The 15,999-nt window shown below is 61.2% G+C and carries 11 protein-coding genes; 1 reads left to right on the top strand and 10 read right to left on the bottom strand.

Annotation, left to right across the window (positions count from 1 at the left end; all coding sequences use genetic code 11):
* Positions 1 to 101: 101 nt before the first annotated feature.
* Both KVQ82_RS16970 and KVQ82_RS16965 read right to left on the bottom strand, forming a co-directional pair.
* A complete protein-coding gene (locus KVQ82_RS16970; RefSeq protein WP_003225447.1) occupies positions 102 to 377 on the bottom strand; it encodes a peptidylprolyl isomerase in 276 nt (91 codons plus the stop codon).
* Positions 378 to 416: 39 nt separating this feature from the next.
* A complete protein-coding gene (locus KVQ82_RS16965; RefSeq protein ID WP_086791455.1) occupies positions 417 to 2,966 on the bottom strand; it encodes a PAS domain-containing sensor histidine kinase in 2,550 nt (849 codons plus the stop codon).
* Positions 2,967 to 3,099: 133 nt separating this feature from the next.
* Here KVQ82_RS16965 and KVQ82_RS16960 point away from each other — a divergent pair, with 133 nt between their 5' ends.
* Positions 3,100 to 4,212 (top strand): PilT/PilU family type 4a pilus ATPase, encoded by a 1,113-nt coding sequence (locus tag KVQ82_RS16960; RefSeq protein WP_222019416.1) that lies wholly within the window; start codon positions 3,100 to 3,102, stop codon positions 4,210 to 4,212.
* A 22-nt stretch (positions 4,213 to 4,234) separates the two neighbouring features.
* On the opposite strand, the gene KVQ82_RS16955 is transcribed toward KVQ82_RS16960, so the two are convergent.
* From KVQ82_RS16955 to KVQ82_RS16920, 8 genes are all read right to left on the bottom strand, one after another.
* Positions 4,235 to 6,190 carry an acetoacetate--CoA ligase gene (locus tag KVQ82_RS16955; RefSeq protein WP_222014685.1) on the bottom strand — a complete coding sequence of 652 codons (1,956 nt, stop codon included), beginning with the start codon at positions 6,188 to 6,190 and terminating at the stop codon, positions 4,235 to 4,237.
* A gap of 164 nt (positions 6,191 to 6,354) precedes the next feature.
* Positions 6,355 to 7,128: a 3-hydroxybutyrate dehydrogenase gene (hbdH, locus tag KVQ82_RS16950; RefSeq protein WP_041064562.1), complete on the bottom strand. Its 774-nt coding sequence runs from the start codon at positions 7,126 to 7,128 to the stop codon at positions 6,355 to 6,357.
* A gap of 7 nt (positions 7,129 to 7,135) precedes the next feature.
* Entirely contained in the window at positions 7,136 to 8,527 is a 1,392-nt protein-coding gene (locus KVQ82_RS16945; RefSeq protein WP_027612663.1) for a GntP family permease, read from the bottom strand.
* 283 nt (positions 8,528 to 8,810) lie between these two features.
* The gene (locus KVQ82_RS16940) at positions 8,811 to 10,226 is read right to left on the bottom strand and encodes a sigma-54-dependent Fis family transcriptional regulator (RefSeq protein ID WP_222014682.1); all 1,416 of its coding nucleotides are present in this window, start codon (positions 10,224 to 10,226) and stop codon (positions 8,811 to 8,813) included.
* Positions 10,227 to 10,395: 169 nt separating this feature from the next.
* Positions 10,396 to 11,970 carry an ABC transporter ATP-binding protein gene (locus KVQ82_RS16935; protein WP_222014680.1) on the bottom strand — a complete coding sequence of 525 codons (1,575 nt, stop codon included), beginning with the start codon at positions 11,968 to 11,970 and terminating at the stop codon, positions 10,396 to 10,398.
* Between the two features lie 9 nt (positions 11,971 to 11,979).
* Positions 11,980 to 13,002, bottom strand: coding sequence for an ABC transporter permease (locus KVQ82_RS16930; protein ID WP_041064553.1), 1,023 nt, complete (start codon positions 13,000 to 13,002; stop codon positions 11,980 to 11,982).
* Positions 13,002 to 14,063, bottom strand: coding sequence for a microcin C ABC transporter permease YejB (locus tag KVQ82_RS16925; protein WP_222014679.1), 1,062 nt, complete (start codon positions 14,061 to 14,063; stop codon positions 13,002 to 13,004). The genes KVQ82_RS16930 and KVQ82_RS16925 overlap by 1 nt, the downstream gene beginning before the upstream one ends.
* Entirely contained in the window at positions 14,063 to 15,931 is a 1,869-nt protein-coding gene (locus KVQ82_RS16920) for an extracellular solute-binding protein (protein WP_222014675.1), read from the bottom strand. The genes KVQ82_RS16925 and KVQ82_RS16920 overlap by 1 nt, the downstream gene beginning before the upstream one ends.
* Positions 15,932 to 15,999: the final 68 nt, after the last annotated feature.

The following is a 15,999-nucleotide window of genomic DNA, read 5'->3' as shown; positions in this document are numbered from 1 at the left end:
GCTGCCGAAGGCTGCGATCTTTTGATTTTGCTTTTTTAAGATCAAAAGATCGCAGCCTTCGGCAGCTCCTACAGGGAAACAGGGCAATCAGGTCAATCAGGTCAATCGCGGAAAAACACCTGCACCAGGTGATAGCCAAACTTGCTCTTGATCGGTCCGTGCACCGTGCGCAACGGTTTCTTGAAGATCACCGCATCAATCGCGCCGACCATCTGCCCCGGCCGCACTTCACCCAGATCGCCGCCGCGCTTGCCGGACGGGCAGGTCGAGTATTTCTTTGCCAGCACATCAAACGCTTCGCCCTTGGCAATGCGTTGTTTGAGCTGTTCGGCCTCTTCGGCGGTTTTCACCAGAATGTGGCGGGCTTGGGCTTTCATCGTGCGATACCTGTAACGGGGTGACGGCGGGGCGCGGGATTATGCCTCAAGTGACGGCGTTTGGTTGATCATCTCGCGGATCTTGTTCGCCAGCACTTCAATCGAAAACGGCTTGGCCACCATGTCCATGCCGTCCTCAAGAAAACCCTGACGCTCCGCAGCTTTCTGCGCATAACCGGTCATGAACAGCACCTTCAGTCCCGGGCGATGCTGGCGGGCGATTTCCGCCAGTTGCCGGCCATTCATCCCCGGCAGGCCGACGTCGGTCACCAGCAGATCCACACGCAACTCCGATTCCAGCAGCGGCAGGGCGGCGCTGGCATCGGCAGCTTCGTGGGCGAGGTAACCCAGCTCCTTGAGCAGGTCGAGCACCAGCATGCGCACCGCCGGGTCGTCTTCGACCACGACCACGGTTTCGCCGCAAGTGGCCGTCGGCGCTGCACTGAGGGTTTCCACGACTGGCCGTTCGGGCTCCAGCAGGTTCAGGCGCGGCAAGTACAGGCGCACACAGGTGCCCTGGTTCGGCAGGCTGTCGAGGCTGACATGGCCGCCCGATTGCTGGGCGAAACCATAAATCATCGACAGCCCGAGACCTGTGCCCTGACCAATCGGTTTGGTGGTGAAGAACGGATCGAAGGCCTTGGCGCGCACTGATGGCGTCATGCCGGTGCCGTTGTCACTGACCGCCAGCATCAGGTAGTCGCCGGCCTTGACCGGTTCGAGGGTGGTGATGTCGTTGCCGTCGAGATAGACGTTGGCGGTTTCGATCAGTAACTCGCCACCGTCGGGCATGGCGTCGCGGGCGTTGATCACCAGGTTGAGCAGGGCGTTTTCCAGTTGGCTGACGTCGGTGCTGATCGGCCACACATCGTCGGCCAGGCGCAGCGTGAGTTCGATCGGGTCGCCCTTGGTGCGGCGGATCAAATCTTCCAGCGAATGAATCAGTTCGTTGACGTTGAGGGTCTTGCGATCCAGCGACTGCCGACGGGAGAACGCCAGCAGCCGATGAGTCAGCGCCGCTGCACGGTTGGCCGACGACACCGCCGCTTCGGTGAAGCGCCCGATTTCATCGGCGCGACCGTCGGCAATGTAGCGTTGCATCAGGTCGAGGCTGCCGATGATCCCGGTGAGCATGTTGTTGAAGTCGTGGGCGATACCGCCGGTGAGCTGGCCGACCGCTTCCATTTTCTGCGCATGGCGCAACGCATCTTCGGCGCGCTCGCGTTCGAACATCTCGTTCTGCAGGCGCTGATTGGCCTGGGCCAGTTGTTCGGTACGGGCGCTGACCCGTTCCTCAAGGGTTTCATTGAGATTGCGCAACGCTTCTTCGGTCTTTTTCCGTTCACTTTCGTCGATCACGAAAATATAGAAACCGTTGACTGAGCCATCGGCGCCGTGGCGCGGCAGGTAATTCATCAGCGCGTGACGGCTGCTGCCGTCGCGGTGCGGGGTGTACAGGCTGAACGAGCAGGGACGCCCGGCCAGCGCCTCGGCGATGTACGGCGCGCGCAGGAAGTAGGCTTCTTCGCCGATCACTTCACGAATGGTGCGGCCATACAATTCCTGAGGCGTGAGGCCGTACCAGTCCAGATACGCGGCGTTGTTCAAGCGGAAGCGCTCTTCGTGGTCGACGTAACTGATGAGGATCGGCATCGCGTTGATGATCAGCTGCAATTCGGTCTGGCTCTGACGCAGCGCCTGCTCGGTGTGCTTGCGCTCGGTCAGGTCCAGCGCGGCGCCGAGGAAGCGCACGGGGCGCCCGTGGTGATCCTTGTAACAGCGACCACGGGCAAACACCCAGCGCAGTTCGCCATCGGCTTTGAGCAGCCTGTATTCCTCGGCGTATTCGGTACCGTGGGTGATGCAATGCTTGATGCTGCGGGCGATCAACGCGCGGTCTTCGGGGTGCACCCCTTGCAGGTAATCGCTGATCGGCAGCTGACTGGCCAGCGCCGGATCGATGCCGTGCAGTTGGGCGAAGTGGGCATCGGCGATGAAGCGGTCTTCACCGATGTCCCAGTCCCAGGTGCCGACTGCATCGGTAGCGGCCAGCGCCAGTTGCAGGCGCTCCTCGGTGTCGCGCTGGGCCTTGAGGCTTTCTTCGGAACGACGTTGCAGTTCAAGGGCAATGCGCCGGCGCTCGTTGGTTTCGATGGCCGTGACCAGAATTCCGGCCACTTGCGCATCTTCATCGCGGATGGGGCTGTAAGTCAGGTCCAGCCAGAAGTCGGACTCCTTGCCTTCGCGTTGCAGGGTAAATCGCCGTTCGCTGTAGGTGCGCACCTGGCCTTGTAGGACGGCTCGATAAATCGGGTCGGTAAAGTCCTGAAGTTCTGGCCATATCAGGTGCGCCGGCTGTCCGAAAGCGTGCGGATGCTTGCTGCCGGCGAGCATCGCAAAGCCATTGTTGTAGATCTGTGTGAGCTGCGGCCCCCACAACAGCAGCATCGGCATCGGCGAGTGAATCACTATATCCACCGCGGTGCGCAGGCTTTGCGGCCAGGTGCCGGCGGCGCCCAGCGGAGTGCGGCTCCAGTCGATACGGGCGATCAGGGCTTGGGCGTCATCGGGGGTGGGTGCTGCGTTCATCACATCTATCCTGAGCGTCGGTCAGTGCGTTGGCATCTACTATTCTTGCACTTGCGGTAGACGCTGTATGACCCGTTACGTCACGACATCGGGTCATTTCTGTTCATTGAATGCTTCGCGGGTGCTTATTGCCATGGAAATCGATGCACTGTTGCTCCGTCTGTCGAGCCAGCACGGCTCGGATCTGTTTCTGTCCACGGGAGCGCCACCCAGTGCGCGTATCGATGGCGTGCTGACGCCGTTCAGCGAGCGGCCATTCAAACCCGGTGAGGTCGAGGCCATCGCCAACTCCCTGATGGACGCCGAGCAGCGGCGTGAGTTCGATCGGGAACTGGAAATGAACCTGGCAATTTCCCGCACCGGTGTCGGACGTTTTCGCCTGAACATCTTCAAGCAACGCAACGATGTGTCAATCGTGATCCGCAACGTCAAACTCGATATCCCGCGCTTCGAAGACCTCAAACTGCCGCCGGTGCTGCTGGATGCAGTGATGCTCAAACAAGGGCTGATCCTGTTCATTGGCGCCACCGACTCCGGCAAGTCGACCTCGCTGGCCGCACTGATCGACCATCGCAATCGCCATAGCAGCGGGCACATCATCACCATTGAAGACCCGGTGGAGTATATCCATCGACACAAGCGCTCGATCATCAATCAACGCGAAGTCGGCGTCGATACCCGCAGTTTCCATGCGGCGCTGAAAAACACCCTGCGCCAGGCCCCGGACGTGGTGCTGATCGGTGAAATCCGTGACCGCGAAACCATGGAACATGCGCTGACGTTCGCCGATACCGGGCATCTGGTGCTGTCGACGCTGCATGCGCACAACGCCAATCAGGCGCTGGACCGCATCGTCAATCTGTTCCCCGAAGAGCGCCGCCCGCAGTTGCTGCACGCGCTGGGCAACAATCTCAAGGCGTTCGTCTCGCAACGGCTGGTGCGCACATTGGACGGTCAGCGCCGTGCAGCGGTCGAAGTGATGCTCGGCACGCCGACCATTGCCGACCTGATCCGCCGCAACGAATTGGGCGAACTCAAAGGCATCATGGAGAAGTCCGGCGAGGTCGGCATGCAGACCTTCGACGCGGCGCTGTATGCGTTGGTGGTGGAGGGCGTGATCAATGAGGACGAAGGGCTCAAGCATGCCGATTCACAAAACAATCTGCGCCTGCGTTTGAAACTGCATGCCGAAGCGGGCCCGGCGCCCGCGCCTTCATCATCAGGCGATTGGGGCTTGATGGATTAACACCTCACCCCTGTGGGAGCGTTTAGTCCGACAGCTCCGTGCGATTGCGAAACTGCTCCAGCGCTTCAGGATTGGCCAGCGCATCAGTGTTCTTCACCGGTTCGCCATGCACCACATTGCGCACGGCAAGTTCGACCACCTTGCCGCTGATGGTGCGCGGAATATCGGTCACCGCGACGATCTTCGCCGGCACGTGGCGCGGCGTGGTGTTGGCGCGGATCACCTGGCGGATCTGTTGTTGCAGGTTGTCATCGAGCGTCACGCCCGCCTGCAAACGCACAAACAGCACCACGCGCACATCGTCCTGCCATTGCTGCCCGATTGCCACGCTGTCCAGCACCTGCGGGACTTTCTCGACCTGGCGATAGATTTCCGCCGTGCCGATGCGCACGCCGCCGGGGTTGAGCACGGCGTCGGAGCGGCCATGGATCAGCATCCCGCCGTGGGGCAATTGTTCGGCGTAATCGCCCTGGGCCCAGACGCCGGGGAACAGGCTGAAATAGGATTTGCGCAGCTTTTCGCCGTCAGGGTCGTGCCACAGACCGACGGGCATGGCCGGGAAGTGCCGGGTGCAGACCAGTTCACCTTTTTCGCCGACCACTGCAACGCCGGCGTCGTTCCACACTTCAACCGCCATCCCCAGGCTCTTGCCCATGATTTCGCCGCGGCGCACGGGCGACAGCGGGTTGCCGTTGACGAAGCACGAGACCACATCGGTGCCGCCGGACATCGATGCCAGGCACACGTTGCGCTTGAAGTCGCGGTAGACGAAATCGTAGCTTTGCGGCGACAGCGCGGAGCCGGTGCAGAGCAGCGTTTTGAGACTGCTCAGATCATGGCTGTGTGCAGGCTTGATGCCGCTGCTTTCCAGTGTCGCGAGAAACTTGGGACTGGTGCCGAACACGCTGATGCGCTCGTCGTCGATCAGATCCAGCAGTCGCTCATGGCCGGGGTGAAACGGCGAGCCGTCATACAACACCACCGCGCTGCCGACCGCGAGGGCCGAGACCAGCCAGTTCCACATCATCCAGCCGCAAGTGGTGTAGTAGAACAAGCGGTCACCGGGGCCGAGATCGACGTGCAGCCCATGCTCCTTGGCATGCTGCAACAGCACGCCGCCGGTGCTATGCACGATGCATTTCGGTACGCCGGTTGTACCGCTGGAATACAGCACGTACAACGGATGATTGAACGGCACCGGGACAAACTGCGGTTCGCCGCCGGGTTGGTAGAAGTCGTCCCACAACGTCACGTTGGCACGGGTGTGGAAATCCTCGGCACGGGCCTGCGCGCGAGCGTAGGGCACGATGATCAACTGCTGCAGCGATGGCAGTTGCGCGAGGATTTCGTTGACCTTGGTGGTTTGATCAATGTCTTTGCCGGCGTAACGGTAGCCGGCGCAGGTGATCAACACCTTGGGTTCGATCTGGCCGAAGCGGTCGATCACGCCATGGGTGCCGAAGTCCGGCGACGAGCACGACCAGATCGCCCCGAGGCTGGTGGTCGTGAGCATCGCCACCAGGGTCTGCCAGGTGTTGGGCATGCACGCGGCCACGCGGTCGCCGAGGCCGACACCGGCGGCTTGCAGGCTGGCCTGAAAACCGGCGACGTGTTCGGCCAGTTCGGCCCAGGTCAATTGCTCTCGCTGACCGTTTTCGGCCACGGCGATCACCGCGACCGCATCGTCACGACGGCGCAACAGGTGCTCGGCAAAGTTCAGGGTCGCGCCGGGAAACCATTCGGCACTGGGCATCTGCGCGCCTTCACGCAGGACGGCGTCGGGTTGGGTGTGAAAGCGGATATCGAAGAAGTCGACGATCGCCTGCCAGAACGCTTCGCGCTGATCCACGCTCCAGCGGTGCAGATCGGTGTAGCTGCTCAGCGCCAGGCCATGACGCTGATTGATATCGCGGCGGAACTGATCCATGCGCGACTGGGCGATACGTTCGGCATCGGGTTGCCAGAGGAAGTCGGACATTGGTTTGCCTCTTGTTTTATTGTTCAAGCACACAGGTCAGCGTGCAGCACTTAATGCTGTGGCGAGGGAGCTTGCTCCCGATCGGCTGCGCAGCAGTCGTAAATTCTCGGGGGCTTCGCCACCCAGCGGGAGCAAGCTCCCTCGCCACAGGCGGCTTGCGTCGTTTACTGCGCCAGCCACCCCCCATCAATATTCCACGCAGCTCCCCGCACCTGGCTGCCAGCCTCGCTGCACAGAAACAACACCAGTTCCCCCAAATGCTGCGGTGTGACGAACTCCAGCGACGGCTGTTTCTCCGCCAGCAAATCATGCTGCGCCTGCTGCGGATCGACCCCTTTGGCGGCGCGATCATCGATCTGCTTCTGCACCAGCGGCGTCAACACCCAGCCGGGGCAGATCGCGTTACAGGTGACGTTGCTGGTGGCTGTCTCGAGGCCAACCACTTTGGTCAAACCAATCACCCCATGCTTGGCCGCGACATACGCAGCCTTGCCGGTCGAGCCGACCTGACCGTGTACCGAGGCAATGTTGACGATCCGCCCCCAACCCTTGGTGCGCATGCCCGGCAGGCTCAGGCGGGTGCTGTGAAACACCGAGGACAAGTTGATCGCGATGATCGAATCCCAGCGCTCCACCGGAAACTCCTCCACGGCCGCCACATGCTGAATCCCGGCGTTGTTGACCAGAATGTCGACGCCGCCGAATTCGCGTTCGGCGTAAGCGATCATGTCGGCAATCTGCGCCGGATCGCTGACGTCCGCCGGGTGGTGACCGACCTTGCCGCCGAATTGGCCGACCTCGGCGATCACGCTCGACGCATCACCGAAACCGTTGAGAATCAGGTTGGCGCCGGCCTTGGCCAGGCTCAGGGCGATGCCCAGACCGATGCCGCTGGTGGAACCGGTAACCAGTGCGGTCTTGCCCGAAAGAGTCGTCATGAATACCTCACACAATGCCAGTGGCGTAGAAAGTACCGATCACTACGAAGACCGCCAGGGTCTTGATCAGCGTAATACAGAAAATGTCTTTGTAGGCTTCGCGGTGGGTCAGGCCAGTGACCGCCAGCAAGGTGATCACCGCGCCGTTGTGCGGCAGGGTGTCCATGCCGCCGCTGGCCATCGCGGCCACGCGGTGCAGCACTTCCAGCGGAATGTTCGCCGCGTGCGCCGCGGCGATGAACTGCTCGGACATTGCCGCCAGCGCGATACTCATGCCACCCGACGCCGACCCGGTGATGCCCGCCAACAGGGTCACGGTGATGGCTTCGTTGACCAGTGGATTGGGGATTTGCTTGAGCCAGTCGGCCAGCACCAGGAACCCCGGCAACGAGGCGATTACCGCACCGAAACCGTATTCCGAGGCGGTGTTCATCGCTGCCAGCAACGCGCCGCTGACCGCACTTTTGCTGCCTTCGGCGAGTTTGCTGCGGATCGCCTTGAAGCCGAACACCAGCACCATCAGGATGCCGATCAGCAATGCCGCCTGCACCGCCCAGATTGCGGTGAGCTTGGCGATTTCCGTGGTCACCGGCGTGGCCATGCCGGGCAGCGCGAGGCTGTGGGTCTTGCCGTACCACTGCGGAATCCACTGGGTGAACAGCAGGTTCATGATGCCCACCGCCAGCAGCGGTGAGAGGGCGATCCATGGGTTCGGCAGTTTCAGGTCTTCGGCGGTTTCCGGTTCGTTACGCAGTTCGGTGCCATAGCCTTCACCGGCGCGCTGGGCCTTGTTGCGTTGGCGCTGCAGGAACAGCATGCCGGCGCAGAACACGAAAATCGTGCCGATCACGCCCAGCCACGGCGCGGCCCATGCGGTGGTGTTGAAGAACGTGCTGGGGATGATGTTCTGAATCTGCGGCGTACCGGGCAGGGCGTCCATGGTGAACGAGAACGCGCCGAGGGCGATGGTCGCCGGGATCAAGCGCTTGGGGATGTTGCTCTGACGGAACATCTCGGCGGCAAACGGATACACCGCGAATACCACCACGAACAACGACACGCCGCCGTAGGTGAGCAGGGCGCAGACCAGCACGATCACCAGCATCGCCTGACGGGTGCCGAGCAAGCGAATCGCTGCGGCCACGATCGAACGGGAGAACCCCGACAACTCGATCAACTTGCCGAACACGGCGCCAAGCAGAAACACCGGGAAATACAGCTTGATGAAGCCGACCATTTTCTCCATGAACACCCCGGTGAAGGCAGGGGCGACGGCGGAAGGATCGGTGAGCAGGACAGCGCCGAGGGCGGCAATCGGGGCGAAGAGGATGACGCTGTAGCCACGGTAGGCGGCGAGCATCAGCAGCGCGAGGGCTGCCAAGGCAATGATCACACTCATGGAGTGTCTCCAGGGATTGTTATTTTTGTGGGTGTTGCGGGTGCAGGAGAGGCTTTAGCGAGATCTGTGCCAGATACTCAACCTGTTGAAATATAAGGGTTTTATCGGGTTTTGCGATCAGCTGTTAGAGACGAAGTCTCGATAGTGAGACTTTTTGGAGGCGAAAAGATCGCAGCCTTCGGCAGCTCCTACATGGGATTTCCGTATCAACCCTGTAGGAGCTGCCGAAGGCTGCGATCTTTTGATTTTGAAGCTAAAGTCTCGCTATAGAGACTAAGTCTCTTTATTGAGACTCTGCGATGCCCAAAGCCAACATCTTTTTGTACAACGTCGACCGCCCCAATCCCAGCTGAGCAGCTGCCTCCGGCACCTTGCCGGCACATTGTGCAAGGGCAGACTGGATCAACTGCCGGTCAAACCGCTGCCGCGCCTGGGCAAAAGTCTCTTCCGCCAACGGCTCCAGCGTCGGCACCGATGGGCGCTGAACCGGAGTAAAGGCGCCAATGGCCGCGCGAATATCCTGTTCGGTGAGGATCAGGTCATCGCTGAGCAGCGCCGCGCGTTCGAGCACGTTGCGCAACTCGCGGATGTTGCCCGGCCACGCATGTTGCCCGAGCAGATCCAGCGCTGTACGGCTTAGCTCATGCTGGCTGCGCAGCTCTTCAAGGATCGCCTCGCTGAGCGCTGGCAGATCGTCGAGGCGCTCGCGCAGTGGCGGGACCTGGATCGGCAGCACGTTGAGGCGGTAATACAGATCTGCGCGGAACTCACCGCGCTTGATCGCCGCTTGCAGATCGGTCGACGTCGCCGCGATCACCCGCACATCGCTCTGGATCACGTCGTTGGAGCCAACCGGCTCGAACTCTTTTTCCTGCAGCACCCGCAGCAGTTTGCTTTGCAGCGGCAACGGCATGTCGCCGATCTCGTCGAGAAACAGCGTACCGCCCTGAGCAATCTGCAACTTGCCGGTGCGCCCCTTGCGGTCAGCACCGGTAAACGCACCGGGGGCAGTACCGAAGAATTCGGCTTCCAGCAGCGCTTCGGGAATCGCCGCGCTGTTGATGCTGACGAACGCCTTGTGCGCCCGGGGCGAAGCGCTGTGAATCGCTTGAGCCAGCAACTCCTTGCCGGTGCCGGTCTCACCGAGCAGCAACACCGGGGATTCGGTGCTGGCACTGCGGCGGGCGCGGCGTTTGACGTCGAGGCTGGCGCTGCTGGTGCCGATGAAATGGGCGAAGTTGTATTTGGTCTGCCGGGCCCGCAGCAGCGAGCGGGTCGAGGCCAGCTCTTCCTGCATGCTCAGATAGCGTTTGAGCATCGGCGACAGCGTGCGCAACTCATCGAACAGGGCAAAACCGATAGCGCCAATCACCGCGCCGGCGTCGTCGTGGATCGGCAGGCGCATGACCACCAACGGCTCTTTTGGCGTGTCCTGCATGTCCAGCAGAATGGGGCGGCCGGTACGCACCACTTCACGCAGCAGGCTGCCGGGGATCACGCTTTCGCAGGGTTTGCCGATGGCTCTTTTTGCCGACTCCAGCCCAAAACGCCGGGCATAGCGCTCGTTCATCCAGACGATGTTGGCATCGCGATCGACAATCACCGTGCCCTCGCTGGACTGCTCGATGATCTCGAACAGCGAGCGGATCGCCAGCGTGCGCACGCGTTGGTAGTCCTTGAGGCTTTCGGTGGTGTTCATGGGTTGGCGGATCCGGAATTTGGGTTGTCTGTTCGGGCCTCTTCGCTGGCAAGCCAGCTCCCACAGGTTTCTCTGGGGTACCCCATATTTGGGTACAACCCGAATCCCTGTGGGAGCTGGCTTGCCAGCGAATGTTGCGACCCGGTATCAAGGCAAGCGCCGATTATGCCTACCCCGGATGCGCCGCTGCCAACAGCTCTTTGGTGTAAGGATGCTGCGGTGAGTCGAACACATCATGGCTGGCACCGCGCTCAACCACTTTGCCGTCCTTGATCACGATCATGTCATGCGCCAGCGCCCGCACCACCGCCAGGTCGTGGCTGATGAACAGGTAGGTCAGACCGTGTTTTTCCTGAAGGTCGCGGAGCAGGGCGACCACTTGTTTCTGCACGGTACGATCAAGGGCCGAGGTCGGCTCGTCGAGCAGGATCAGCGCCGGTTTCAGCACCAGTGCCCGGGCGATGGCGATGCGCTGGCGCTGACCGCCGGAAAATTCGTGCGGATAGCGATGACGGCTTTCCGGATCGAGACCTACTTCCTTGAGCACGCGGATCACCTGTGCATCGCACTCATCGGCGCTGGACTGGCAATGCACCTCCAGCCCTTCGCTGATGATTTGCGCCACCGACATCCGTGGACTTAGGCTGCCGAACGGGTCCTGAAACACCACCTGCATCTGCCGACGCCACGGCCGCAACTGCTTCTGATCGAGCCCATCAAGGGCGGTGCCCTGAAAGCGAATGCTGCCCTCGGAGTCGAGCAGCCGCAGAATCGCCTGGCCCAGGGTCGATTTCCCTGACCCGGATTCGCCGACAATGCCCAGGGTCTTGCCGCGCTGGATATTCAGGCTGATGCCGTCCACTGCACGCAGGTATTGCTTACGCTGGAACAGCCCGCCACCGACGATGAACTCAACCCGCAGATCATCGACTTCCAGCACGTTCTCGCGCTCGTCCCGGGGCAGGGCTTCGCCTTCCGGCTCGGCGTTGAGCAACACACAGCTGTAAGGATGCTTTGGCTCGGTAAACAGGGTTTCGCACGGTGCCTGCTCGACGATTTCACCCGCCTTCATCACGCACACCCGTTGCGCGATGCTGCGCACCAGATTGAGGTCGTGACTGATCAACAGCAGCGACATGCCCAGACGTTGTTGCAAGGATTTGAGCAGCAGCAGGATCTTGCGCTGCACCGTCACATCCAGTGCGGTGGTCGGCTCGTCGGCAATCAGCAGTTCCGGCTCGCAGGCCAGGGCCATGGCGATCATCACTCGTTGCCGCTGACCACCGGACAGTTGATGCGGATAGGCCTTGAGGCGCTCTTTGGGTTTCTGAATACCCACCAGTTCCAGCAGTTCAAGGATGCGTTGTTGCGCCGCTTTACCGCCCAGGCCGCGATGCACCAGCAGCGTTTCGCCGATCTGCTTTTCAATGGTGTGCAGCGGGTTGAGCGAGGTCATCGGTTCCTGGAAGATCATCGCGATCCGGTTGCCACGCAGTTCGCGCAGCACTTTCGGATCGGCGCCGAGCAATTCCTGGCCGCGATAGCGAATGCTGCCGCTGGTTTGCGCATCGCCTTCGGGGAGCAATTGCAGAATCGAATGCGCAGTCACCGATTTGCCCGAGCCCGACTCCCCGACCAGCGCCAGGCATTCGCCGGGCCGGATGTCCAGGCACAGGTCGCGCACCGCCGGCTGGCCATGGAAGGCGACGTTCAGGTCACGGATTTCGATCAGGTTATCAGTCATGGTCACACTTCAGGATCGCGGGTCGAACGCGTCACGTAACGCTTCGCCGATGAACACCAGTAAAGAAAGAATCAGCGCCAGCGTGAAAAACGCCGTCAGCCCGAGCCACGGTGCTTGCAGGTTCTGTTTGCCCTGGCCGATCAGTTCGCCCAGCGAAGCGCTGCCGGCGGGCATGCCGAAACCGAGGAAGTCGAGGGCGGTGAGGGTGGAAATCGCTCCGGTCAGAATGAACGGCAGGTAACTCAGCGTTGCGTTCATCGCATTGGGCAGGATGTGCCGGACAATCACCTTGCGGTCGCTCAGGCCCAGGGCACGAGCGGCTTTGACGTATTCCAGGTTGCGCCCGCGCAGGAACTCGGCGCGCACCACATCCACCAGCGCCAGCCAGGAAAACAACGCCATGATCCCCAGCAGCCACCAGAAATTCGGCTCGACGAAACCCGACAGGATGATCAGCAGGTACAACACCGGTAACCCGGTCCAGACTTCCAGCAGGCGTTGCCCGAGCAAATCGACCCAGCCGCCGTAATAGCCTTGCAGGGCGCCGGCGGCAATCCCGATCAGTGCACTGATGGCGGTCAGCATCAAGGCAAACAGGATCGACACCCGGGCGCCGAAAATCACCCGCGCCAACACATCGCGGGCTTGATCGTCAGTGCCCAGCCAGTTGACCTTCGAGGGTGGGCTCGGTGCCGGTTGGTTGAGGTCGTAATTGGGCGTGTCGTCGCTGAACGGAATCGGCGGAAACAGCAGCCAGCCACCGTCCTTGCGGATCAGGTTCTGCACATAGTCGCTGCGGTAATCAGCCTGGAACGGCAGTTGCCCGCCAAATTCCTGCTCGGTGTAACGCTTGAACACCGGGAAGTAGAGCTGGCCCTGATAGCTGACCACCAGTGGTTTGTCATTGGCGATCAGTTCACCGCCCAGCGTCACCACGAACAGTCCGATGAACAGCCACAACGACCACCAGCCACGGCGGTTTTTCTTGAATCGCGCAAAACGGCGACGGCCCAGAGGCGAGAGCTTGAACATCAGGCGTTCCTCGCGGCGAAGTCGATACGCGGATCGACCAAGGTGTAGCACAGGTCGCCGATCAGTTTTATCAAGAGTCCGAACAGGGTGAAGATGAACAGCGAACCGAATACGACCGGGTAGTCTCGGGAAACCGCCGCTTCGTAACTCATGCGGCCGAGGCCGTCGAGGGAGAAGATCACTTCGATCAGCAGCGAGCCGGCAAAGAACACACTGATGAATGCCTGCGGGATCCCCGAGACCACCAGCAGCATCGCGTTGCGAAACACGTGACCGTAGAGCACGCGGCGCTCGCTCAGGCCTTTGGCGCGGGCGGTGACCACGTACTGGCGGGTGATTTCATTGAGGAACGAGTTCTTGGTGAGGATCGTCAGCGTGGCGAAGCCGCCAATCACCAGTGCCGTCACCGGCAACACCAGGTGCCAGAAGTAATCGGTAATCTTGCCCAGGGTCGACAGCGATTCGAAGTTGTCCGAAACCAGCCCGCGCACCGGAAACCAGTTCAGCGAGGTGCCGCCGGCAAACACCACGATCAGAAACATCGCAAACAGAAACGCCGGCATTGCATAGCCGATGATGATCGCGGTGCTGCTCCAGATATCGAAGTGGCTGCCGTGATGCACCGCTTTGCGAATGCCCAGCGGGATCGATACCAGATAGGTGATCAGCGTCGCCCACAGGCCGAGGGAAATGGTCACCGGCATTTTTTCCAGAATCAGATCGGTGACGGTGGCGCCGCGGAAAAAGCTTTTGCCGAAGTCCAGCTGCGCGTAATTTTTGAGCATCAGCCACAGACGTTCATGCGCCGGCTTGTCGAAACCGTACTGTTTTTCGATGTCCTTGATCAGTTGCGGGTCGAGGCCACGGCTGGCACGCGAGGTGCTGCTCATGGTTTCGCTGGCACTGCCGCCGACACTCGCGCCGCCGATCCCTTGCAGATGGGCGATGGCCTGTTCGACCGGGCCGCCGGGTGCCGCCTGGATGATAGCGAAATTCACCAGCAGGATGATCACCAAGGTCGGAATGATCAGCAGCAGGCGCCGCAGAATGTAAGCCCACATCAGTGCGGTCCTCCGGGTCTGCCACGACCGATTTTTTCGGCGGTCATCTGCTGGTTGGTCAGCGGCGTGCTGCTGATTTCCCACCAGCTCTCGATGGCTTCGTCATTGCTGGCTTGTGTTGCCGGCATGCCGAACCGATTCCACCAGACGGTGGAGGTGCCCGGCGGGTAATAGTTGGGAATCCAGTAGTAGTTCCATTGCAACACCCGATCCAGCGCGTGGGCGTAGTGCAGCATGTCACTCTGGGTCGAGGCGCGGATCAGGCCGTTGATCAAGGTGTCGACCGCGGGATTCTTCAGCACCATGTAGTTGTTGGCGCCGGGGTCGTTGGCCGAAATCGAGCCGAAGTAGTTGAGCAACTCGCCACCCGGAGATGTGCTGACCGGGTAGCCGGTGACGATCATGTCGTAGTCGCGGCTCATCAGGCGATTGACGTATTGCGAGGAGTCGATGCGGCGGATATTCAGGTCGATGCCGATCTGATTCAGCGTGCGTTTGTAAGGCAGGAGCAGGCGGTCCATGCCGTTCTGGCTGACCAGAAAGGTGAAACTCAGCGGTTCGCCCTCGGCGTTGACCAGTTGGTCGCCATTGGGTTTCCAACCTGCCTGTTCGAGCAACTCCAGAGCCTGCAACTGTTTATCGCGGATCAAGCCGCTACCGTCGGTTTTCGGCGCTTGGAAGACCTGAGTGAAGACCTCGTCGGGAACCTGCCCGCGCAATGGTTCAAGGATTTTCAGTTCGGCGGCATCCGGCAGCTCGCGGGCGGCCAGGGCGGTGTTGGAGAAATAGCTCTGCTGGCGGATGTACATGTTGCGCATCATCTGCCGGTTGCTCCACTCGAAATCCCAGAGCATCGCCAGTGCCTGACGCACCCGACGATCCTGGAACATCGGTTTCTGCAGGTTGAACACGAAGCCCTGTGCCGATTGCGGGGCCTCGGTGGCCAGGTGGGCTTTCTGCAGGCGGCCGTCACTCAGCGCCGGGCTGTCGTAACCGATCGAATAGCCGGTGGCGGAAAACTCGCGGTTGTAATCATAGGCGCCGCCGCGCAGCACCTGACGTGCGACATCGGTGTCGCCGAAATACTCGATGCTGAAGTGATCGAAGTTGTACAGGCCGCGACTGACCGGCAGGTCCTTGCCCCACCAGTCGGGGTTGCGCTCGAATGTGATGCTGCGCCCGGAGTCGACCTTGCCCACCCGATACGGGCCGCTGCCCAGCGGCGGTTCATAGCCGCCGCCACCGGCGAAGTCGCGGGTTTTCCACCAATGCTCGGGAAACACCGGCAGGGTGGCGATGTCCAGCGGCAAGGTGCGGTTCTCGTTGCTCTTGAAGTCGAAGCGCACGGTCAGCGGCGCTTCCACTTCGACACCTTTGACATCGGCGAACTGCGTGCGATAGCGCAGGCTGCCCTGGGTCATCAGCAGGTCATAGGTGTAGCGCACGTCTTCGGCTGTGATCGGCTTGCCGTCGGCGAAACGCGCCTGGGGGTTGATGAAGAAACGCAGGGACAGGCCGTCCTCCGCGCGTTCCATTTTTTGTGCCACCAGGCCATAGACGGTGTAAGGCTCGTCCATCGAACGCTGGGCCAGCGGCGAATAGAGCATGCCGTCAATCTGGGTGACGCCGATGCCCTTATCGATATAAGGCAGGATGTGATCGAAATGCCCGATCTCTATCGCCGAGCGGCGCATGGTGCCGCCCTTGGGCGCCTGCGGGTTGGTGTAGTCGAAGTGGCTGAAGCCGGCCGGGTATTTGGCCGGTTCGCCATAGACGGTCAACGCGTGTTGCGGGGTGGCGTCCACACCGGCGGCGCCTAAAAGCAAGGCCACGGCAGTGAACAGCAGATAAGGGAAAGCCAGTCGCATTGTCAGCCTTAAAGCCGGGTGATCGATAAGCGCAATTTGTACGCGAGCGGCGCGTCAGTCGCCAGCCG

Origin of the sequence: Pseudomonas sp. AO-1 (assembly GCF_019775695.1) — a bacterium.
Lineage (GTDB): Bacteria > Pseudomonadota > Gammaproteobacteria > Pseudomonadales > Pseudomonadaceae > Aquipseudomonas > Aquipseudomonas parakoreensis.
This window is presented reverse-complemented; position numbering and strand designations above follow the sequence as displayed.

Coding starts and splice junctions, on each gene's coding strand:
- KVQ82_RS16925 (WP_222014679.1), bottom strand. CDS start 14,063: ATGTGGGCTTACATTCTGCGGCGCCTGCTGCTGATCATTCCGACCTTG.
- KVQ82_RS16970 (WP_003225447.1), bottom strand. CDS start 377: ATGAAAGCCCAAGCCCGCCACATTCTGGTGAAAACCGCCGAAGAGGCC.
- KVQ82_RS16960 (WP_222019416.1), top strand. CDS start 3,100: ATGGAAATCGATGCACTGTTGCTCCGTCTGTCGAGCCAGCACGGCTCG.
- KVQ82_RS16965 (WP_086791455.1), bottom strand. CDS start 2,966: ATGAACGCAGCACCCACCCCCGATGACGCCCAAGCCCTGATCGCCCGT.
- KVQ82_RS16920 (WP_222014675.1), bottom strand. CDS start 15,931: ATGCGACTGGCTTTCCCTTATCTGCTGTTCACTGCCGTGGCCTTGCTT.
- KVQ82_RS16930 (WP_041064553.1), bottom strand. CDS start 13,002: ATGTTCAAGCTCTCGCCTCTGGGCCGTCGCCGTTTTGCGCGATTCAAG.
- KVQ82_RS16940 (WP_222014682.1), bottom strand. CDS start 10,226: ATGAACACCACCGAAAGCCTCAAGGACTACCAACGCGTGCGCACGCTG.
- KVQ82_RS16945 (WP_027612663.1), bottom strand. CDS start 8,527: ATGAGTGTGATCATTGCCTTGGCAGCCCTCGCGCTGCTGATGCTCGCC.
- KVQ82_RS16935 (WP_222014680.1), bottom strand. CDS start 11,970: ATGACTGATAACCTGATCGAAATCCGTGACCTGAACGTCGCCTTCCAT.
- hbdH (WP_041064562.1), bottom strand. CDS start 7,128: ATGACGACTCTTTCGGGCAAGACCGCACTGGTTACCGGTTCCACCAGC.
- KVQ82_RS16955 (WP_222014685.1), bottom strand. CDS start 6,190: ATGTCCGACTTCCTCTGGCAACCCGATGCCGAACGTATCGCCCAGTCG.